The 19,833-nt window shown below is 67.1% G+C and carries 15 protein-coding genes and 2 pseudogenes; 11 read left to right on the forward strand and 6 right to left on the reverse strand.

The window, feature by feature from the left end:
- Positions 1 to 1,312: 1,312 nt before the first annotated feature.
- On the forward strand, positions 1,313 to 2,128 hold the full coding sequence (locus AB0L21_RS17215) for an IclR family transcriptional regulator (protein WP_365784815.1): 816 nt from the start codon (positions 1,313 to 1,315) through the stop codon (positions 2,126 to 2,128).
- Positions 2,129 to 2,209: 81 nt separating this feature from the next.
- Here AB0L21_RS17215 and AB0L21_RS17220 read toward each other — a convergent pair.
- From AB0L21_RS17220 to AB0L21_RS17230, 3 genes and pseudogenes are all read right to left on the reverse strand, one after another.
- Positions 2,210 to 2,736, reverse strand: a pseudogene (locus AB0L21_RS17220) (IS5 family transposase); the annotation flags it as partial.
- A 268-nt stretch (positions 2,737 to 3,004) separates the two neighbouring features.
- Positions 3,005 to 3,181, reverse strand: coding sequence for a hypothetical protein (locus tag AB0L21_RS17225; RefSeq protein WP_365784817.1), 177 nt, complete (start codon positions 3,179 to 3,181; stop codon positions 3,005 to 3,007).
- 257 nt (positions 3,182 to 3,438) lie between these two features.
- Positions 3,439 to 3,741: a hypothetical protein gene (locus AB0L21_RS17230; RefSeq protein ID WP_365784819.1), complete on the reverse strand. Its 303-nt coding sequence runs from the start codon at positions 3,739 to 3,741 to the stop codon at positions 3,439 to 3,441.
- Between the two features lie 10 nt (positions 3,742 to 3,751).
- On the opposite strand from AB0L21_RS17230, the gene AB0L21_RS17235 reads away from it, so the two are divergent.
- From AB0L21_RS17235 to AB0L21_RS17280, 10 genes and pseudogenes are all read left to right on the forward strand, one after another.
- Positions 3,752 to 4,084, forward strand: coding sequence for a hypothetical protein (locus AB0L21_RS17235; protein WP_365784821.1), 333 nt, complete (start codon positions 3,752 to 3,754; stop codon positions 4,082 to 4,084).
- A 295-nt stretch (positions 4,085 to 4,379) separates the two neighbouring features.
- The gene (locus tag AB0L21_RS17240; RefSeq protein WP_365784823.1) at positions 4,380 to 5,711 is read left to right on the forward strand and encodes an SLC13 family permease; all 1,332 of its coding nucleotides are present in this window, start codon (positions 4,380 to 4,382) and stop codon (positions 5,709 to 5,711) included.
- Between the two features lie 5 nt (positions 5,712 to 5,716).
- Entirely contained in the window at positions 5,717 to 6,937 is a 1,221-nt protein-coding gene (locus AB0L21_RS17245; RefSeq protein ID WP_365784825.1) for a CoA transferase, read from the forward strand.
- The gene (locus tag AB0L21_RS17250) at positions 6,934 to 8,151 is read left to right on the forward strand and encodes a CoA transferase (RefSeq protein ID WP_365784827.1); all 1,218 of its coding nucleotides are present in this window, start codon (positions 6,934 to 6,936) and stop codon (positions 8,149 to 8,151) included. The genes AB0L21_RS17245 and AB0L21_RS17250 overlap by 4 nt, the downstream gene beginning before the upstream one ends.
- A 1-nt stretch (position 8,152) precedes the next feature.
- Positions 8,153 to 8,956, forward strand: coding sequence for an enoyl-CoA hydratase-related protein (locus AB0L21_RS17255; RefSeq protein ID WP_365784829.1), 804 nt, complete (start codon positions 8,153 to 8,155; stop codon positions 8,954 to 8,956).
- 24 nt (positions 8,957 to 8,980) lie between these two features.
- Positions 8,981 to 9,418 (forward strand): OB-fold domain-containing protein, encoded by a 438-nt coding sequence (locus AB0L21_RS17260; protein ID WP_365784831.1) that lies wholly within the window; start codon positions 8,981 to 8,983, stop codon positions 9,416 to 9,418.
- Positions 9,415 to 10,557 carry a thiolase family protein gene (locus tag AB0L21_RS17265; protein ID WP_365784833.1) on the forward strand — a complete coding sequence of 381 codons (1,143 nt, stop codon included), beginning with the start codon at positions 9,415 to 9,417 and terminating at the stop codon, positions 10,555 to 10,557. The genes AB0L21_RS17260 and AB0L21_RS17265 overlap by 4 nt, the downstream gene beginning before the upstream one ends.
- A 13-nt stretch (positions 10,558 to 10,570) precedes the next feature.
- A complete protein-coding gene (locus AB0L21_RS17270) occupies positions 10,571 to 11,194 on the forward strand; it encodes an SDR family oxidoreductase (protein WP_365784835.1) in 624 nt (207 codons plus the stop codon).
- A 38-nt stretch (positions 11,195 to 11,232) separates the two neighbouring features.
- Complete coding sequence (locus AB0L21_RS17275; protein WP_365784837.1) at positions 11,233 to 11,991, forward strand: SDR family NAD(P)-dependent oxidoreductase; 759 nt, start codon at positions 11,233 to 11,235, stop codon at positions 11,989 to 11,991.
- Between the two features lie 382 nt (positions 11,992 to 12,373).
- Positions 12,374 to 12,706 (forward strand): annotated as a pseudogene (locus AB0L21_RS17280) (transposase); the annotation flags it as partial.
- 279 nt (positions 12,707 to 12,985) lie between these two features.
- Here AB0L21_RS17280 and AB0L21_RS17285 read toward each other — a convergent pair.
- From AB0L21_RS17285 to AB0L21_RS17295, 3 genes are all read right to left on the reverse strand, one after another.
- Positions 12,986 to 15,337 (reverse strand): SpoIIE family protein phosphatase, encoded by a 2,352-nt coding sequence (locus AB0L21_RS17285; protein ID WP_365784854.1) that lies wholly within the window; start codon positions 15,335 to 15,337, stop codon positions 12,986 to 12,988.
- A gap of 768 nt (positions 15,338 to 16,105) precedes the next feature.
- Complete coding sequence (locus tag AB0L21_RS17290) at positions 16,106 to 16,873, reverse strand: hypothetical protein (protein ID WP_365784838.1); 768 nt, start codon at positions 16,871 to 16,873, stop codon at positions 16,106 to 16,108.
- Positions 16,866 to 17,384, reverse strand: a complete 519-nt coding sequence (locus AB0L21_RS17295; RefSeq protein ID WP_365784840.1) for a SigE family RNA polymerase sigma factor — start codon at positions 17,382 to 17,384, stop codon at positions 16,866 to 16,868. Before AB0L21_RS17295 ends, AB0L21_RS17290 begins: the two co-directional genes overlap by 8 nt.
- Between the last annotated feature and the right edge of the window lie 2,449 nt (positions 17,385 to 19,833).

Consider the following 19,833-nt stretch of genomic DNA (forward strand, 5'->3'; position numbering starts at 1 on the left):
GTCGGCCGTACTGGTGCTGCTGATGATCATGTACCCCCGGACGAGCCTCGGCGCGGCAACGTGCAGATGATCGTGCTGACCGGCGCGACCAGCTCGGTCCGGATGAGGTCGTTTGCTATTTCGCCGCCATGCGGAAGACAGCCTGAGATCTGCTGGGCAGCCGCCGGCCGTCTGGGCGGGAGCAAACGATCCGTAGCCCTGGGTCGCCTGCGTGGGTGCAGGTGTCAGTCCGAGCGGAGGGCCCTACTCGGCGGTAGGGGTCTGTCCGCGCTGCGTCCGGTGCGGACGATGTCCGCGACAGAGGCGTTCGTGCGGCTGCCGGTGGCAGCCGCGGGGGACCTTACACCCCGGCCGTTACGGGCGTACGCGTTGATCGCCTACGCGGTAAGGACAGCAATTGGGTGACCTCGGTGCGGTTGCCACGATCAGCGGCGCCGCGAGTGGCATCCCTTGTCTGTCGGTGAATGCCGGGGCCCTGCTGCCCGGCGGAGCCCGCTCGGCTGGATCGTATCCGCTCTGGCGCGTCACCGAACTGTCCGGATGCGGGAGGATTCGATCAGGGCAGGAGCCGATCGGCTCAGGGATTGTGTCGGCGTCGCCCGCAGGTGGCCCGTTGCGGATCTAGTGCTGCTGTAGGCGCGACGCCAGGTGGACCGGCCTGTCCAGACGCGCTCGACGGTCACGGACCGGCTCGACCGGTGAGCCGAGTGTTTTGTACTTGGCGTCCGGCGAAACGCGAGCCATGGACCATAGCGCCGTGAACCGGATACAGACGGCCATGGCCGAGGTCATGCGGCGGTGCCGACCCAGGAAATCGGCGGGCTGACCGTCCTCCCGACCACCTTCCTGCTCCACCTTTCACAGCATTCCCGGAAGACCCAGCTACTGCCCGCGATACTGATCGTCACCGGGCGGGATGCTACGCGACACCTGATACAGCAGCAGAAGATCGCCGCCAGCCGGCCCACGCGCTGGAGGGCGGTACTCCGGTGCCGCAGGACCGGGTCGGCAACAGTGCCGCGCCTCAAGATGTGCAGTGGACTCGCTGTCCGTGCGTCCCGGTGCTGCTGGGCGCTTGCTATCCCGCGGGGGCGCGAGCTGTGAACAGGCCGCGGGTGGGATGGCCGATCGCACCGGCAGGCGGCCACGGTGTCGTGCCCGGTACCGGCAATGATGTGGACATCTGTCCGGCCTGGGTACAGGCGGTCTGCGGGGGAGCGCTGATCGGCCGGAGTCTGGGTCTCGCATACTGTTTCTGCTGCTCGCGTATGCGCGTGGGCACGTGTTCTCACCCGACCAAGAGGAGTCGTCCATGAATCCGGCCCGCATCGATCGGGCGTTGGCCGTCCTGGGATACCTGGCCAAACACCAAGAGGGGAGCACTCTCAAGCGCCTGAGCGATGACCTGGGACTGCCGATGAGCAGCGCCCACGATCTCCTGCAGACGCTGGTCGGGCTCGACGTCGTCAAGGTATTGGGGCAGCGCACGTACGCGCTGGGGCCTCGCGCGGTGATCCTGGCACTGTCGATCGTCGACAGTGTCGACCTGCGGCACGTGAGCCGACCCTACCTCGCAGACCTCTGCGAAGAGATCAATGAGAATACGTACCTTGCGGTGCGCAGCGGTACCGGAGTCGTGTATGCCGACCGTCATGAGGCCGGGCAAGCACTGTCAGTTGTGGTGAAGCTGGGCGGACAACGTCCCTTGCACGGGTCGAGTGTCGGCAAGCTCATGGCCGCCTACAACCCCGAACTGGAGCAGCGGCTTCTTGACACTGCCCAGCTGAAGCAGTTCACGCCACGCACGCTCGTGGACAAGGAGCAGCTACGGGAGGAATTCCGCGAAATCAGAGCTCGTTCCTACAGCGTCAGTGACGGAGAGAGTGTCGAGGGGATCCTCGGCCTCGCTACTCCGATCGTCGATGCCGTCGGCATCGTCAACGCCGCGGTGCACGTGTCCGCACCTCAGGGCCGCCTGTCCGGAGATCGTCTACCTATCGTTGTAGCAGCGATGTCCCACGCTGCGGCGCTCATCTCCCGACAGCTCGGTGCCCCCGAAGACACGGTGCCCGTGCTCACGATCGAGGAGATTCGCGGCTTCGAAGAGCGCCGCCGGAAAAGCCAGTAGATGCCGGCCGCCTAGGCGGTTTCGTTTGGATCATCGGGCGGGCCAGAGGAAGATGCCTGCGATGTGGAGTCCGGCCAGCTAGATGGTGGCGGTCTTCTCATAGCGGGTGGCGATGCCGCGCCACTGCTTGAGGCGGTTGATGCACCGCTCGACGGTATTGCGCTGTTTGTAGGTCTCGCGGTCGAAGGCCGGGGGCCTGCCGCCCCGGCTGCCGTGACGTAGCCGGTGGCTCTCGCTGGTCCGTCGGGACTGGGATCACTGCCCGGATGCCTCGCTTGCGCAGGTGTTCGCGGATCGCGCGGGATGAGTACGCCTTATCGGCCAGCACCAGGTCGGGCCTGCTGCGGCTCCTAGCCGACGAGGAACCCGTGGCGGGCCATGACGTCGGTGAAGGCAGGTGCGTCGCCGGCCTGGTCTGCGGTGAGAACGAACGCCAGAGGTCGACAGCGGCCATCGGCGGCGATGTGGATCTTCGCGGTCAGCCTGCCGCGGGAGCGGCCGATGGCGTGGTCGCCGGGTTCGTCTGCCGGGGCCCCCTTTTTCCGGGCTCCGGCCGCGTGCTGGTGGGCACGCACGATCGTGGAGTCCACCGAGACGCCCCAGTTTAGATCCTCGTCCGCGTCGGCTTGGGCCATCAGCGCGATGAACACCCGCCGCGTCACGGATCTGTGTGGGGGACGGCCGTGTTGGACTCGGTGCGCTGCGGAGTTGAACGCCTGGCCGTCGGCCCGCGCCGGCCCGGCGACCCGGACGCCCTGGTGCTCGACGCCGGAAACGATGTGCGGCGCGGCCCGGCGATGGCTTCGTCCCGCCATGTCAGCCTTCCTCCACACCCCGAACCGGAAGCCCCGAGGCGCCGCCGGACGAGCCCCGGAGTCACGGAGCGGCCGAGACGGACTCATGCCCGGGCGAGCGCCTCCGGCTGCTGCGGCGCTGTTCGTCCTCCTCGCCGCCGATGATCAGAATGTCCCTGGCGCCGCTCTCCGGCAGTGCTCGCAAGGTCGATGGAGCGAGAGCCGACAGATGGCTGCGCGGGTCCTCGTAGCTGGACATTCCGGATACATAAGGGGGCGAGGCGGTCGCGGATCGCGCTCTGGCGATCCAGCAAGATCGCAATGCGATGCTTTTCAGCGCCGGGTTCGGTAGCCCGTTCCTCCCCGGCTGCGGGCGAAGATGTCCTTGATGGCGCGGGGCATTGCCTGTTCGTCGATGGCGACCATGACTCCAGGCCCGGCTCTGATGCTGGTACTGGGAGCATGGACATGGCCGCTTCCTGTCGGATGAAGTCGGCATCGCGCAGTAGCCCCCTGTCAAACTCGGCTGCGGGGGGCGGGCGAGGGAAACAGCCGAGGCGAGGCCGCTGTTGAGGCGCGTCCGGGCCCGAAGTGGATGGTGTTGGCCGCGCAGCCCAGAAGGAAGGCATAGGTTCCCGGCTCGTCGCAGCGGAACGGGGTGAGCTGGGCCGTGAACCGAGGGCGCTCCACCATGTCCAGCCGGAACGAGGTGATGGCGCTGAGTCCGTCCTCCGCGACGTCGAATAGCCACGCTCCCTCGTGTATTCGCTTCCACAGAGATGGATTGCGCAGCAGGGCGAGCAGGCACAAGGTCCCCACGGCGGATGGCGTGGACGGGAAAACTTTGCTCATCGGCGTCGTGATGCTTCTGGCGGCGGTGCAGACGACGGAGTCGCGCCGCAGGGCCGAGCGTGCGCTCGGCACTCATCGGAAGACGCCCAGATCACCGCAGCTCCAGGCTCGCCTCTTGTCCGACGACGCGGATATCGCCGGCATGGAGGTCATTTTCTGCGGCACGCCCGATCGCGCCCCAGATGTCGGCACCAAGGGTGTCGGTGAGATCGGCCTGGTCGGTCTGGCCGCAGCCATCGGCAACGCGGCCCACCATGCAACCGGCCGTCGTCTGCGCTCCCTCCCTTTCACCATCGAACGGCTCTTCTGACCTCACAAGCCCGACGCTGTGGCGAGGGGCATCACATCTTCCTCGCCGCAGTCGTGTGTCACCTCGCAGGGCGGACGGCTCGGGGCGTTGCGCCTCGATCAAGGCGCGGGAGCGCATCGGAACTCCTGGAACGCAGGTCAGCCCTTGACGTCGTCTGGCGACCTACCTAGCATCATCGCTACGTGAATACGGAGTTAACTTCGAGAACCCGAAGCTCCTGAACCGCCGGGCCCGTCTGGCTGACTCGCCGACGACTGGCCGGACGGCAACCCAATCCGGTTTCTAGGAGAGACGCTTGTCCGAGCAGCTCATCGCGATACTCGCCTTGGTGGCGATCTTCCTGATCGGCACGCTGCGTGCGGTCAACCTCGGTGCCCTCGCCCTCGTCGCCACCTTCGTGGTGGGCGCCGCAGTGGGCATGGAGACGCCCGAAGTCCTGGCCGGTTTCCCGGGCGAGCTGTTTGTCATCCTGGTCGGTGTCACGTACCTCTTCGCCATTGCCAAGAACAACGGCACGGTCGAGTGGCTCGTCCAGGCAGCGGTAAGCCTGGTGGGCGGCAAGGTGGCAGCCATCCCGTGGGTGATGTTCACAGTGAGCTGCGTCCTTGTCTCCCTCGGCGCCGTGAGCCCCGCGGCCGTAGCGATCATCGCTCCCATCGGCATGACGTTCGCCGGACGATATGGGATCAACCCTCTTCTCATGGGGCTGATGGTCGTCCACGGGTCCGCTGCCGGGAACTTCTCTCCCATCGGAGTGCTCGGTGTCGTCACCAACGGCGTCGTCGACACCAGCGGAGTCGCCGGGGACCCCGTGATCGTCTTCCTTGCCAACCTGATGTTCAACGTCTTGCTCGGCGTGGGCGTCTACTTCGGATTCGGCGGTCGGCAGCTCATCGCCGCCGGGCGCAAAGCCCGCCGACGCTCCGATGGCGCGGACCCTGCCCCTGCCGATTCGCACCACACGACCGCAGGGCAGTCCGCCGCGACCGTCCTTGTCACCAAGCCGGCCCAGACCGAAGCTGGCGTTGTCCGGCTGGACCGAGACCGGATCATCACCCTTGCCGGCATGGTGGCACTGGTCCTCGGTGCCCTCGTTCTCCGCCTCGACGTCGGTCTGATGTCCCTGACCGCAGCGGTCCTCCTGACGCTTCTGTCTCCCGACGCGGCCAAGGACGCGGTGGCTCAGATCAACTGGGGCGTCGTCCTGCTCGTATGCGGCATCGTCACCTATGTGGCGCTGATGCAAGAGATCGGCACCGTCGACTACCTCGGCAACGCCATCTCGAAGGTCGACACACCGCTCCTGGCGGCGCTCCTCATCTGCTACATCGGCGCGATCGTCTCGGCCTTCGCCTCCACCACCGGCATCCTCGGTGCCCTGATTCCCCTCGCGGTACCACTCCTCGCCACCGGTCAGGTCGGCGCGATCGGTCTGGTGACGGCCCTGTCCATCTCGGCATCCGTTGTGGACAGCAGTCCTTTCTCCACCAATGGCGCCATCGTGGTCGCCAACGCTCCGAAGGAACAACAGCCCATGGTCTATCGACAACTCATGAAGTGGGGCTTCGGCCTCGTCCTGATGGCACCCGTGGCCAGCTGGGGCGCCCTGACCGTGCTGGCGGGGTGATGACCGTGACCCGCACCGCATGCCACACTCCGCTCGAAGGCGTTCGAGTCGTCGATCTGAGCACCAGCCTCGGCACCTACGCGGGACGTCTGCTCGCCGACCTCGGCGCCGACGTCATCAAGATCGAGTCCCCAGGCGGTGCCCCCGAGCGCCGTGTTCCCCCGCTCACGGATGACGGGATCAGCCTTTCCTTCGTCTTCACCGAAGCAGGCAAGCGGAGCGTCGTGCTCGGCGGCCATCAGGACGGCGCCTGCGCCGAACAACTCGATGAACTGCTGGCCACCGCCCAGATCCTGCTGACCAGCGAAGGGCCCAGCCGACTGCGGCAGCGTGGTCTGCATCCCGACGACATCGTCCGCAGGCACCCGCGCCTGGTCCATGTCTCCGTCAGTCCCTTCGGTCTCACCGGACCCTGGGCCGACCGCCCGGCCTCCGACCTCACCCTCCTGGCAGCCGGCGGCCTCCTCGCCCTCGCGGGCGAACCCGGCCTGCCACCCGTACGCGCCTGGCCCGACCAGACATCGATCATCGCGGGCGGGCATGCAGCCACGGCTGCGCTCATCGCCCTGCTCGTGCTCGAACAAACGGGTCAGGGACAGATCGTCGACGTGTCGGTGCAGGAAGCCGTCGCCCACTCCCTGGAAAACGCCGTCCAGTACGTCGACCTGGAGCAGGTGGTCCGTCACCGCGTCGGATCCGGACCTCTGGAAGCGGGCACCGGCCTCTACGCGTGCTCCGACGGGTGGATCTACCTGGTCGGAGGTCTCGGTGGGCTTCCCCTGGCCTGGAATGCCATCATCAGCTGGCTGGAAGGCGGCGGCCTCAAGGAAGCCGCACAACTGCGCGAGCCCCACTGGCTCGAACCCAGCTGGCGCCGCACCGAAGAGGCGGTGCGAACGTTCCGTGACCTCTTCGAACGCTTCGCCGCTCAGCGAACGAAGCAGGAGCTGTACGAGGACGGTCAGAGCAGAGGCATCAGTGTCGCCCCCGTGTCCACGCCCGAAGATCTCCTGAACAACCCCCAACTGGTCGAGCGGGGCTTTTTCCGATCCATCACCGTCAATGGCCGGCCCCTGGTCTTCCCTGGCTCCCCCTACCGCTTCGACGGCATGGACGTCGCACCCGGCAGCCCCCCGGCGCAGCCCGGCGCCGACACCCAAGTAGTCCTGTCCGCGTTGCCCGCGGGCGACCCCGCGACCGCAGACCCCCAAGGAATAGCACCATGACCTCCTCACTCCCACTCGACGGGGTCCGCGTCGCCGACTTCACGTGGGTCGGCGCAGGGCCTTTCCTGACCAAGCCGTTGGCGGACCATGGTGCCGACGTCATCAAGATCGAATCGCGCAGCCGTACGGACCCCATCCGCAGCATGGCACCGTTCCGCGACGGCCGGCCCGGTCCGAACCGCAGCGGATACTTCGCCAACCGCAATTCCAGCAAGCGTTCCGTCTGCCTTGACCTCAAAACCCCCCGGGGTAAGGAACTGGCCCTCGCTCTCATCGCCAAGAGCGACATTGTCACGAGCAATTTCACCCCAGGCACCATGGACCGGCTGGGGCTGGGCTACAAAGACGCCAGGGCTGTCCGGCCGGACATCGTCTACCTCGAGATGCCCATGCAGGGAAACACCGGCCCGCACCGCGACTTCCGTGGATACGGCCTGACCATCGCCGCGGCCGGGGGGCTGCTGGGCCTCTCCGGATACCCCGACCGCCCGCCGGTCGGAACAGGAACCAACTATCCCGATCACGTTCCCAACCCCTTGCACGCGGCGGTCGCCGTCCTGGCCGCACTGCGCCGACGGCGCCGTACCGGCGAGGGGCAGTACATCGAATTGGCACAGTTGGAGTCCACGAGCAACGTCATCGGCCCTGCGCTGCTGGCCGCCGCGACGGGCCGACGCGTAGACCGCATGGCCAACGAGGACGCCGTAGCTGCTCCTCACGGGGTCTATCCGTGTACCGGTGAGGACCGCTGGTGCGCCATCGCCGTGTTCACCGATGAGCACTGGCAGGCCCTGACCAACGTCCTGGGCAAGCCGGAATGGGCGGAGCGGACCGCCTACGCCACTCCAGGTGACCGCTGGGCAGCACGGCGAGAGCTCGACGGCCTCGTCGCCGCCGCCACCTCCGCGCTCGAGGCCGATGAACTGGCCGAGGCCCTCACCGCCGCGGGCGTGCCGGCCGCCGCGGTCAGCAACGCGGCACAGGTGCTCGAGAACCCTCAGCTCACCGCCCGGGACCACTGGAAGATCCTCGACCACCCGGAGATGGGTCCCAGCGTGTACGACAACATCCCTTACCGGCTGTCCCGTACCCCTGGCCGACTGCGTGGCCCGGCCCCGCTGCTGGGCGCCGACACCCGCGATGTCTGTCTGGATCTGCTTGGGCTGTCGCTGGACGAATACGAGCACCTCGCCGGAGAAGGAGTCGTGGGCTGACATGGCCATCGAGACAGAACGCGTCGGCAAGACACTGATCGTCCGACTGAACCGTCCCGAGGCACTCAACGCGCTGGACGTCGACGCGATGCGCGCCCTCAACCAGAAGTTGCGCGATTTCAGGGACGACCCGACGCTCGCAGTCGGCATTATCACCGGCGCCGGCGACCGGGCGTTCTGCACGGGAGCCGACCTGAAAAGGACGCTTCCGCCACAGTCTTCGTTCGCGCAGGCGTACTTCGCGCCGTATGAGCAGAGCCTTGAGGAAGGACTGTACGTCCGTGCCATCACGCTCAGCGAGCTGAACATCGGTAAGCCGCTCATCGCGGCCGTCAACGGTCATGCGCTGGGCGGTGGATGCGAGATCGCGCTCGACTGCGACCTGCGCATCGCCAGTGAGAACGCCACCTTCGGTTTGCCAGAGGCCCGCTGGGCCAGCGTCCCGGCGGTGGGCGGCGTGTCCAAGCTGCTGCGGGCGGTCCCGCGGGCCGTCGCGATGAAGATGATCCTCACGGGTGACCGCATCAGGGCCGCAGAGGCCCACCGCATCGGCTTGATCAGCGACCTGGTCCCGGCCGAGGATCTCCTGCCCACTGCAATGCGGCTGGCCGACCAGATCATTTCGAACGGCCCCCTGGCAATCAAGAGCCTCAAGGCCCTCGCCGACCGTACGCAGGACATGTCCCTTACCCAGTCCGTGGCACTTGAGCAACTGCTCTGGGGTGTCCTGCGGGACACCGATGACCGGGTGGAAGGGCGGACGGCCTTCGCAGAGGGTCGTCCGCCCGAATACCACGGCCGCTGACAGCTTCACGGAAGGACACGATTCATGCCATCCCCTCAACCCACCCGCACCGCCCGCCGGGTCGGTGCTGACTGGACGCACCAGGACGGTGAGCGCACCACCCTCACCATCACTGTCTGCCGCACCTGCTCCGCTCGTTGGTTCCCGCCGCGCGACACCTGCTCGACCTGTGCGTCCACCGACGTGGGGGACGTCACCAGCGACACGCGCGGGACGGTCTACGCCTCCAGCGTCGTCCGTATCGCCCCGCGTGGCTTCCAAGCCCCGTACGTGCTGACGTACGTGGACATCAGCGGGGTGCGTCTCCTCGCCCACAGCCCTGGACGGGATCAGGCTCTGGCGCCCGGCACCGCCGTACGGCTCACGGTCGCACCCATCGCGGACTCCGTGGAGGGCGCCGTCATGTCCTACGCGGTGACCCCGCTCGGCGATCAGCACGAACCCACCGGAGAAGAGCGATGAAGTCCGTCTATGTCGCCGGCGCTGCCGTCCATCCCTTCGGCAAGCACCCGGATCTCAGCGCGGCCGAACTCGGTTACCGAGCCGTCCGCGCCCTGCTCGACTCGACAGGAATCACCCCGGACGCCGTGGACACCGGTTTCGCCGGCTCGTCATACGGTGGTTCCCTCCTCGCCCAGCGAGTCCTGCAACGCGTCGGTGTCTCGGGGCCGCCCGTTTTCACCGTGGAGAATGCCTGCGCGAGTGGTGCGTCCGCCGTGCACCTGGCGTGGCAGGCCGTGGCTTCCGGCACCGCTGAGGCCGTTATCGCGCTGGGGGCGGAGAACCTCTCGTCGTTCGGCGGCGGAACTCTGCCTCTGACGACCAATGACATTGAGATCGAACAGGGCATGGTCATGCCGGCCGCCTACGCGATGCGTGCCCAACGGTATATGCACGACTTCGGTGCCACGGTTGACGACCTGACAGCGGTCTCGGTCAAGAACCGGGCCAACGGCTCGCTCAACCAGCGGGCACATTTCCAACGTGCGGTCACCGCCGAGGACGTCGTCGGATCACGGCCCGTCGCCGACCCACTGCGCCTGCTGCACTGCTGCCCCAACAGCGACGGCGCCGCTGCTGTGCTGCTGTGCTCCCGGGAAGTCGTCGAGCAACTGGGCGCGCCGGCAGTCCGGCTCCGTGCCAGCGTCGTACGCTCCGGAACCTTCCACACGCAGTATCGGGACATGACGTGGCCGGACATCACGGAGCGCACCGCGAAGGCGGCCTACTCGATGGCGGGACTGGGACCGGACGACCTCGACCTGGTCGAACTGCACGACGCCTTCAGCATTGCCGAGCTGCTCCACTCCGAGGCACTGGGCCTCGCTGAGCGCGGCAAGGCGCACAGGGCCGTGCGGGACGGCGAGTTCGACCGATACGGGAGGGTTGCGGTCAGTCCCAGCGGTGGACTGATGTCCCGTGGCCACCCCGTCGGCGCGACCGGGGCCACTCAGATCTGCGAAGCGTACTGGCAGCTCACCGGCCAGGCAGGGCCACTGCAGGTGCCGAATGCTTCAGTGGCGCTTACCCATGTCACCGGCGGCGGCATCTTCGGCGTCGACAACGGGGCCTGCTCCGTGCACATCCTCACTGCCGACTGAAAGGCATTCTTCCATGTCTGACCCAGCCTCCCTACGGCGTGCCCTCGTCCTGGACCCGGCCCGCACCGCTACGGCAGCCGCCATCACCACCCGTCTTCACTCCGCTGGCTACCAGGTGACCTCGTCCGCCGTTTTCGAAGACCCGACAGATTCAGTCGACGCGTTCGTCTACGAGCCCGGCCTGCTGGACGGCGTCTCTACGAACAACGCCTCCGAGCAATTGCTGACCATGGTCTCGCGGTTGGTTCCGTTCCTGCGTACCCAGGAAGAGGGCGGCTCACGTATCGTCGTCATCGCGAGCCGTGACGGCCTCGGATGGCCGAGCCGTCCTGAACTGGCTGCTCAGAGCGGTGCGCTCGTTTCCGCCGCCCGCAGCCTTGCCCTTCAGCTGGGCCGCACGGGCACTACCGTCAACGTCGTCTCAGCGCTGCCCCCCGAAGGCAGCCCCCTGCGTCGGTCCGGCCGACCGGAGCAGACGCACCTGTACGAGCCGCAGGAGCTGACCCCTCAGCCGGTCGCTGTCGAAGACATCGCGGACACAGCCGCCTTCTTCCTCGACTCGCGCAGCGGCTACATCACGGGCCAGGTCCTCCATTGTTGCGGTGGCGCGAGCCTTCTTTCCAGCCTCTCCGTCTAGGCGTCGCCGGCCACTATGAACCTATCGAAGGAGACTTGATGGAACTCGAGGGAAAGGTCGCTGTGGTGACCGGCGGAGCCAGTGGCATCGGCCTGGCCATCGCCGGGGACTTCGCCGCCGCAGGCGCCAAGGTGGCGATAGCCGATATCGACGAGCAGCGAGCTCAGGCTGTCGCCCAGGAGATCACCGCCAGTGGTGCGGAGGCCGTGGGGGTGCCGGTGGACGTGAGTTCCCGCGCGGCGGTCACCGAGCTGTTCACCACGGTCGACAGCCGATTGGGTCCCGTCGACATCCTCGTCAACAATGCGGGCATCAGCATCGACCGGGGCATCCGCCGCATCACGGACGAGGAGTGGAACAAGACCCAGACCATCAACCAGAATGGTGTGTTCCTGTGCAGCCAGGCGGCGGCTGCCACAATGATTCCGCGACGTTCTGGCCGCATCGTCAACATCGCGTCCCGGGCCTGGCTCGGCTGGTTCGGACAACTCGCCTACGCCACGTCCAAGGGTGGAGTGGTGTCCGCCACCAGATCGTTGGCGGTGGAGCTGGCGAAGTACGGAATCACTGTGAACTGCCTGGCTCCAGGGCTCATTGATACACCGCTGTTGCGGCGGGAACCGCAGGAGGTCATGGACCGGCTTCTCCAGGCGCAGCCCATGGGGACGATCGGTGCACCCCAGGACGTCGCCTGGGCGGCTCGCTACTTCGCTTCCCCCGCCAGCCGCTCCGTCACGGGCCAGGTGATGTACGTGTGCGGCGGCAAGAGCCTTTACGCTCAGCCGGCTCGGGGTTGACAGCTCATGTCATGCCCGTCCGGCGGGGCGGGCATGACATGCTCTTAGTACTCCAGCAGCGGTTCGTGTCCTGAGCTGGTGGTTGTCGTTGTCCTGGTATGGAGGGGATGGCTGAAGTCGTCGGCTGGGCCGACGAGTTGGAGTCGGTGTTCGGGTGGGTTGCGGGCGGGCGGATCTGCGGTGGCGGATGCGGGACTATGTCCGGGGCCTGCTGGGACAGGCGGCAATCAAGAAACGGCTGGCAGCTCGCGGAGTGGGCAGGTCATCGCACCCCGGATGGCTTTCAGCGTCTGCTGAACAGCAGTGTCTGGGACGCGGACGCCCTGCGCGACGACGTCCGTGCATACGTCGCTGAACGACTCGGACCGGACGGCGCGGCACCCGCTCGGGCCGGGCCCTGGTCGACCGCGCACGGCCGGGCAGCAAGCACCAGGTCCTTGTCGACGGACGGGGCATCCCGCTCGCCATCTCCCTGACCGGTGGGAACCGCAACGACGTCACCCAGCTGCTGCCCCTGCTCGACAAGGTGCCCGCGGTGCCCGGTGTCGTCGGCAGGCCGCGGCGACGGCCGGACATGCTGTTGGCGGACCGCGGCTACGACCACGACAAGTACCGGCGGCTGCTGTGGCAGCGGGGCATCCGGCCCGCGATCGCCGAACACGGCCGGCCACACGGCACCGGCCTGGGCATCTCCCGCTGGGTGGTCGAACGCACCAATTCCCGGCGCGGCCGGTAGCGGTCGGATCACCGACCGTGTGCTGCCGACAAAGGATCCGGATGACCGACGCCGGCTGCCGACACGGCTGGTGGTACGGACTCTTCGAATGCTGGAAGATCCAGTGAACTTGGCTGGAGACCAATGAGCGGGTCGACTGCGCCGACAACGGGGTATGGGGCCCATGACATGGGAGAGAAGGGGCGCGGCGGATCGCCTGCGGTCACACTGCTGGGACCGGTCAGTGCACGACATGGGATGTGGACATACCGCCGGCAGTCACACTGCCATCGGTTCGGCCCACACGATCTTGCCGTCGTCGGTGTAGCGGGTGCCCCACCGGTCGGAGCATCGCGCGACGAGCAGTAGCCCGCGACCATTCTCATCGCTGATGCGGGCGTGCCGTAGCCGTGGTGAGGTGCTGCTGCCGTCGGACACCTCGCAGGTCAGGACGTGGCTGCGGACCAGTCGAAGTCTCACCGGCGGCTTGCCGTGCCGAATAGCATTGGTGACCAGCTCGCTGACGATCAGTTCCGCGGTGAAGGCTGCTTCGCTCATGTCCCATTCCAGGAGCTTCCGGGTGGTGAGGGAGCGGGCCGTGGCGACCGTGGCCGGGACGCTCCGGAGGTCCCACGATGCCACGTCAGCCGGGCCCATCGCGTGAGTGCGCGCGACCAGCACGGCTACGTCGTCTCGCGGCCGGGCCGGGACAAGGGCATCGGTCAGCAGCTTGCACGTTGCTTGCACGGAGCTGCCAGAAGCAGCCAGCAAGGTGGTCAGGCGCTCCTGGCCCAGAATGCCCGACGTCTGCTCCTGCTGCAGGAGCCCTGGAGTGTACAGAATCAGTGTCGAGTTCTCGGCAAGCGCGAAGTCTTGCCTGCTAAACGGCCCACCGGGGCAGCACAAAGTGTCGGCCACCGGACCGTCGATGGTCCTCACCGATCCGTCCGGACCCACCACCAAGGGCCAGGGGTGCCCGGCGGTGGAGGCCGAGCAGCTCCGGGATACCGGATCGTAGATCAAGTACAGGCATGTGGCGCCGCACTCCTGGCTGTGGGATCTCGATACGGTGCCCTGTGCCCACGGCGGCTGATCGTCCAAGTCCTCGTTGTCGATCACATTGCCAGAGCCCCGAATCATGTCGTCGAGCCGGGCAAGCAGCTCATCCGGTTCCAGGTCCAGGTCCGACAGCGTGTGCACGGCCGCCCGAAGCCGTCCGGCCGCGGCCGCGGGCTGTATGCCGCGCCCAGGTACGCGGCCGGCCACCAGGGCTACGCGTGCACCGGAGAGCGGTACGGCGTCAACCCAGTCGCCCCCCGCCCCCGCGGATATGTGAGCATGCGCGATCTCGAGCGCCTGCTGCGACGGAAGTCTGCCGGGGCGCAGAACGTGTTGCAATGCGATGAGCGAGTTGTGCTCGCGCAGGTGCCGACGGGCGTTGTCCAAACACTCGGCCGTCTGCCGGGCCAGTTGAGCAACGAGTGTCAGGTCATCGCTCTCGAAGGGCCTGCGGTCGCCCCAGCGGCAGAACGCCGCGAGCCCCAGGGCCCGGCCCTGAGCGACCAGTGGCGCGAGCATGAGGGAATGGACTTCTTCCCCAGCCTCCTCGGGCCTCCTCATGCCGCACAAGATCTCCCGTCCCGGAGCGGAGAGCGGGTCGACCAAAACCGGCTCTGGGCCGACGAGGGCACGTACGGCGGCCTCCGGTAGGGCGGTGGCATCCTGCTGGACGATCACCCCGGCGGGCCCGTCATCTCGGGACCTCGAAGCCGCGCGGCGCAGCACGGCGTCGTATGGCAGAGGTCCGGCCTCCGGGTCCGCGCCGGTGAGTACCCCCTCCAGCACATCGACGGCGACACCGTCGGCAGGGACGGGCACGGCCACCTCTGCCAGCCCCCGAGCGTTGTCGAGCACGTCGAGCGTGGCCCCGATCCGGATACTGGAACGAGCCAGCACGGTCAGCCGTTCATGCGCCAGGTGTCGGTCGGTGACATCTACCGTGGCGTCCGCGATGCCCAGGATCCGGCCATGTGCGTCCTCGAGACGGAAGAGCGACGCCGAGTAGAAGTGTTCGTGTCGTGGATCACCTGGCGGGCGTAGGCACTTCTCGATTCCGATCACCGGCTGGCCTGTGGAGAGCACCTGCTCCATATGCTGCTCCACTGTCTCTACCGCGAAGCCGGGCCATACCTCCGTAGGACGTTTACCGATGGCCTCCTCGACTGAGGTGCCCTGCATGCCCTCGGCTGCGGGGTTGAAGCGGACAAGGCGCAGTTGGGGGTCAAGGAGGAACAGGCCCATGGGGGAGAGGGTGAAGAGGGTCTCAAGAAGCGCCCCTTCCATTCCCTCTGTTCCGGCCTGTTCTGCGGCCGCGAGCGTGACGGCCCAACCCCTTCTTCCTGCCTCACCCAGACGCTCGGGCCGGACAGCCAATCGGCACTTCAGCAAGCTGCCGTCGCGATGTCGCAGTACAACGGCGAGATCTTCAGAGGGGCCGGGCAGTCCATCGGTGACAGCGGGTCCGACAAGCAGGTCCAATGCTGAATGTCCGAGAATCGCATCTTCTGGATAGCCGAGCAGCCTTTCGGCGTCGGGACTCCACCTGGCGACCAGGCCGTGCTCATCGACCAGAACCCGAACGTGATCACAATCTCCGCGCCCGGGGGCCGGGCCCCGGCGGTCATTGACATGTGACGCACGCATAATGATCAGCTCTCTATCGCCCCGGAGCCTTGCACGGATCCAGTGTCCCCCCGGCACGGCCAGGACGACATCGGGGCGGGCAGTCGAACCCTCGACATCACGTTATCCACGTTCCCACAGTCCCGGTCGCTGATCGAGCACCCAAGGCATCGCAGAGGAAGGGGGCTCTTCGCCGGGCGGCGCAACGAGCCTTCGTTCGGCCGCGCGGGCGGTTCAAAAGGTGGGGGCGATCCAGGGTGTCACCGTCGTGCGCTGCCACTGGACCCTCGCGCCTCGTCGGTGGCGCACGGCTGTGGCAGCGTGTATGCATTCTCGGACGCGTTCAACGGCATGATCTGAACTCCTGGCCGGCAAAACCCAGATGTGCTGCCCGTCGATCACTCGTCCAGCGGTGACCCGTGTGGTCGGCACGGTGACTTGCCATAGATGTAATGCTGAGCTGGGCTCCGGGTGCCTGTCGTGTTCCTTGCCGGATGCCGGGTCTGTGATCATGATGCAGGCTCCTCGACGAGGTGCTGTCTCCGGGTCTCTGTCGTGCCTGTGGCTGGCCCAGTACGTGGCAGCTCACATGCGAATCACTATTACTGACAGACTATATTGCTAGCCTAGCTTCTGTGTTGGCTAGCTTGTAACTAGACGTTTCGTGGTGTGCTCAGCCCAGGTCAGCAGCCGAAGCGGCATGCGTCTTCCAAGGGATCAGGGCGAGTCGGAGGCGGCCAAGCGGACTGAGGCCAACAATGTCCGCACATCAGGACCGGGTTCCGCCGTCTTGGCTCCCTCGGTACGCGGGGCCAGGCACACGGAGGCCCGGACGGCACTCCGATCGGAGATCTTCACGGCGGTGGTCGCAAAAGCGCTCACACCTCCCCGCTCCCGGCAGCGCTGCTTCGGGGCCGGCAGGACATCGCGCAGCTCGAGTGCGCGGGTGATCTCCAGCCCGTCCGTGGCGGGAGTCAGCACCTCGAACTCCACCAGTGTGCCGCCGAGAGGCAGCCGGTCCGAGGGGGCACAGGTGAAGGCCGGACTGAGGTCGCTCTGGCACTCTGGAGCAGCCCCCAGGGGATAGTTGGCGGCGTAACCGACGGGTCCATGGCCGTTCCTTCCGGACCGGGCGGACCAGCCTCCCGGCAAGGCGAGGACCAGGCCATACCTGCTGCCGTTGCCGAAGTAGGGCTCGCGTCGCCCGGTGAGCGGCAGGACGACGTTCCTGTCCTCCGGAGGGGCCGCGACTGTGGCGCGCTCCGCGTGCTGCTGATCGGCCTGAACCATCACGAAGACGATCGTCATGGCGGTAAGCGTCCCGGCGAGGAGTCCGGCAGCACGCAGCCTCCGATTGCGGACGACCTTGCGTCGCACGGCCGCCATCCATTGCCCAGGAACGGCAAGATGGGGCGTGTCCCGTTTCAGCAGGGCTCGCAGCTTTCGCTCATCATCCGCGGAGAGGTTCCGCTCGTGGTCAGACACCCTGGATCTCCTTGTCCGAGAGCGTATCCCTATCCGGAAGGAAACGGATCGCACGGGACGCCCGCCTCTTCGCGGTGCCGGGTCCGCATCCGAGGACCTCGGCCGTCTCGTCCACGGACAGACCCTCGAAGTGGCGCAGCACGATCACCACCCGCTGTCGCTTCGGTAATCGGCACAGCGCGTGCGCCAGCACATTCTCCATATCAACGCCCGCCAAGGGGACCGGCCCTGCCGCCACTGTGTCTGGTGGCTCCCCAGGCGCCACTTCTCGCCGCCACTGTCCTGGCCGCCAGTCGGCGTAGGCACGGACGATCACCCTGCGCACGTATGCCTCGGGTCGGCCGGCGGAGATGCGCGCCCATGTGGGCAAGACCTTCGCCAGTGCTGTGTGCAGCAGGTCCTCGGCGACGTCGGCATCACCAGTGAGCAGCCATGCGACTCGCAACAGCCGGGGGCTGCACGCGTTGACGAACTCTTCGAAGTCCGCTGACCCGGCGTCCTTCGCAGCCATGCGACTCCTTACCCCAGGACGTTGTTGCGTGGGACACAGTCAGGGCCGCGCCCCGGCGCGCCAAGTGAGGGTGCCACTACCGCACGGTGATGGGCATACCAGGGCCGACCGCGTCCCAGGGCACCGCGCCTTCCAAGCAGGCCAGCCGCATCAAACGGCGTGCGATTGCGGGGTGATTGTATGCACGCTGGGCTTCGCCCTGTCGACCGGTGCAGCAGTGCGACCGATCCACACCAGGTAAGTATGGCGCGCTGTGCGAATTCACCACGCCAGGAATGCAACCTTACGCATGGGCTGCCGCGTTCAAGCGATGTGGACGGTGACGTCAGTGCTCCGGGTTACGACGAAGAACCGAGCATGCCGACGTCAGGGTGACCGCTTCCGCGTCTGCGCCGACCTGCGACCCGCCGACGCTCACACTGACCGTGGCAGCAATGCTTGCCAGTTGCAGATATCCCTGAGCTTCGCGGACACGGCGGCTCGCCCGGCTGCGGCGACCGAGCCGGTGAGCGGCTCGCACCGAAGCGGTGATGAAGTTGACGGCTTACCGACTTGCCGGCGTGTTGTGCCCGACGCGGCAGCCGTCCCGCCGCCAGCCGGTGATTCTCCCCGCGGGGGACGGCAGGAACGGCAACGCAGGCCTCCTAGGCGCGACTTCGCGCATCCAGTGTGTCCCTCGGCGCAGTTCTGCTGCCACCGTACTCACCGAAGTCGGCACGGAAACTTCTCAGTGGATGCAACCCATCAGGGGCACCGACCGGTTGTACGGGGTGACGGCTCCCACGCTCGTTTGTCGCGTAGCGGCGAAGTGTTCGTCGCCCCGCTCAGCTCTACTGGAGAAACCTCGCTCATGTGCAGCATGCGAATACGACAGGCCGTCCCGTTCGGGGCGTTGACAGTGGCCGCCGTTTTGATGGCGACCGGGTCACCACCCGTTGCCGCGGCGGTTCCCCCCGGCCGGCGTTGCCGGGCCCTCGACCTCGGCCGTCTCCGGTGGCCTGGGGGATACCACGACCATGACGTCGATGTCCCCTGAGCAAGTGTCAGTCTCCATCCATGGCTCGCCCGCCGGGACGGCGTCACAGGGGCGTGTCATGGCATCGTCATCAGTCCGAAGAGTCGATGAACACCGATCCCTGCCAGGTGGACGTGCGCCGACGGTGGCGCAGCGTGCCGGACCGGCGATTGTTCGCAGCCGATGGGAGGGCGGCTGCCGCCATCCAGCAAGGCAGCAGTCCGTCCGACGGACTGCCCAGAGGGAATTGGCGCACCGACCGCGAGACGGTGCCCGACCACGGTGACCAACCGGCCGCTGGAGGACGCGGACCCGGACAGGAACTGGACGGCGGCACCGGGACGGTCCGGGCCGGCACAGGACATCCAGTGGGCATGACGTTGGACATAATGTCCGATCGTTCGTAGGCTCTTCTGGACTGCTACCGGGCTCGCGCATTCGTTACTGATCTGAAAGCAGACTTTTTGTGACTGATGGGATTTCCCGTCCGACTTTCTTCCTCGTGCACGGGGCATGGCACGGCGCCTGGTGCTGGGAGAAGCTGACGCCGGTGCTCGAGGCGGAGGGGTGGCGTGTCCGGACGATCGGCCTGCCGAGCGCCGGTGGAAGGGCCGGCCTGCGGGACGACGCCCATGCGCTGCTGGCGAAACTGAAGCTCATCGATGGACCGGTGGCGGTGGTCGCCCATCGGGTCGTGCCGGTCAGCCAGGCCGCCGCCGATGCGGGGAACCTGTCGTGGACCGTCCACCTGGCGGGGATCCAGCTCGATGCCGAAGAGAGTTTCCTGGGTCTCGCCGGCGCGCCCGCCACACCGGAGCCACGCCATCTTGAGCCCGTCCCGAGTGATGCGGTCGCGGTGTTTTACGACAACGCGCCCAGGACCGAGGCTGAGGCGGCCGCTGAGCGGTTGGTGCCGCAGAGCACGAAGTCCCTGCGGGACGTCCCGACCGAGGCGGAGTGGCACACCATCCGTCGACGTACATCTTCTGTGACAATGAGCAGGCCTTGCCTGCCGAGGTTCGAGAGACGCTGGCCCAAAGGTCCGGCTCATCCACTGGATCCCGGTCGACCACTCGCCATTCGTCCCAGAGCCGGCCGAACTCGCCGCTCTCCTGTCGAAGATCGCACGCACGTCGGAAGACTGAGCCCCGGCCCGCGGTCTCGCATGAGCACTCACCCCAGTTGATCACTCGGCGGATTCCGTCGCCGCTCCTGCATTCCCGGTGGACCGGAGTGCTAGGCCGATGGCGGTCCTGCTGCGCAAGCAAACCTGCAGAAGGAGTACGTGGTGAACGTCAACAGCCGTCAGGACGGGACGGGTGTGCCGTCCCGGGAAGAGATCCGAGCTGAACTCGTCGGTCGGGCCGTCGCCCTGCAGCCGCTGTTGCGGGCGCAGGCGGCGCGGGGTGAGTCGGACCGCGCGCTGCCGGGGGA

Origin of the sequence: Streptomyces sp. NPDC052721 (assembly GCF_040678315.1) — a bacterium.
Lineage (GTDB): Bacteria > Actinomycetota > Actinomycetes > Streptomycetales > Streptomycetaceae > Streptomyces.

Excerpts from the sequence above, each read along its gene's own strand:
- AB0L21_RS17215 (WP_365784815.1), top strand. The coding sequence starts at position 1,313 with ATGAATCCGGCCCGCATCGATCGGGCGTTGGCCGTCCTGGGATACCTG.
- AB0L21_RS17225 (WP_365784817.1), bottom strand. The coding sequence starts at position 3,181 with ATGTCCAGCTACGAGGACCCGCGCAGCCATCTGTCGGCTCTCGCTCCA.
- AB0L21_RS17250 (WP_365784827.1), top strand. The coding sequence starts at position 6,934 with ATGACCTCCTCACTCCCACTCGACGGGGTCCGCGTCGCCGACTTCACG.
- AB0L21_RS17255 (WP_365784829.1), top strand. The coding sequence starts at position 8,153 with ATGGCCATCGAGACAGAACGCGTCGGCAAGACACTGATCGTCCGACTG.
- AB0L21_RS17260 (WP_365784831.1), top strand. The coding sequence starts at position 8,981 with ATGCCATCCCCTCAACCCACCCGCACCGCCCGCCGGGTCGGTGCTGAC.
- AB0L21_RS17265 (WP_365784833.1), top strand. The coding sequence starts at position 9,415 with ATGAAGTCCGTCTATGTCGCCGGCGCTGCCGTCCATCCCTTCGGCAAG.
- AB0L21_RS17270 (WP_365784835.1), top strand. The coding sequence starts at position 10,571 with ATGTCTGACCCAGCCTCCCTACGGCGTGCCCTCGTCCTGGACCCGGCC.
- AB0L21_RS17275 (WP_365784837.1), top strand. The coding sequence starts at position 11,233 with ATGGAACTCGAGGGAAAGGTCGCTGTGGTGACCGGCGGAGCCAGTGGC.
- AB0L21_RS17295 (WP_365784840.1), bottom strand. The coding sequence starts at position 17,384 with ATGGCTGCGAAGGACGCCGGGTCAGCGGACTTCGAAGAGTTCGTCAAC.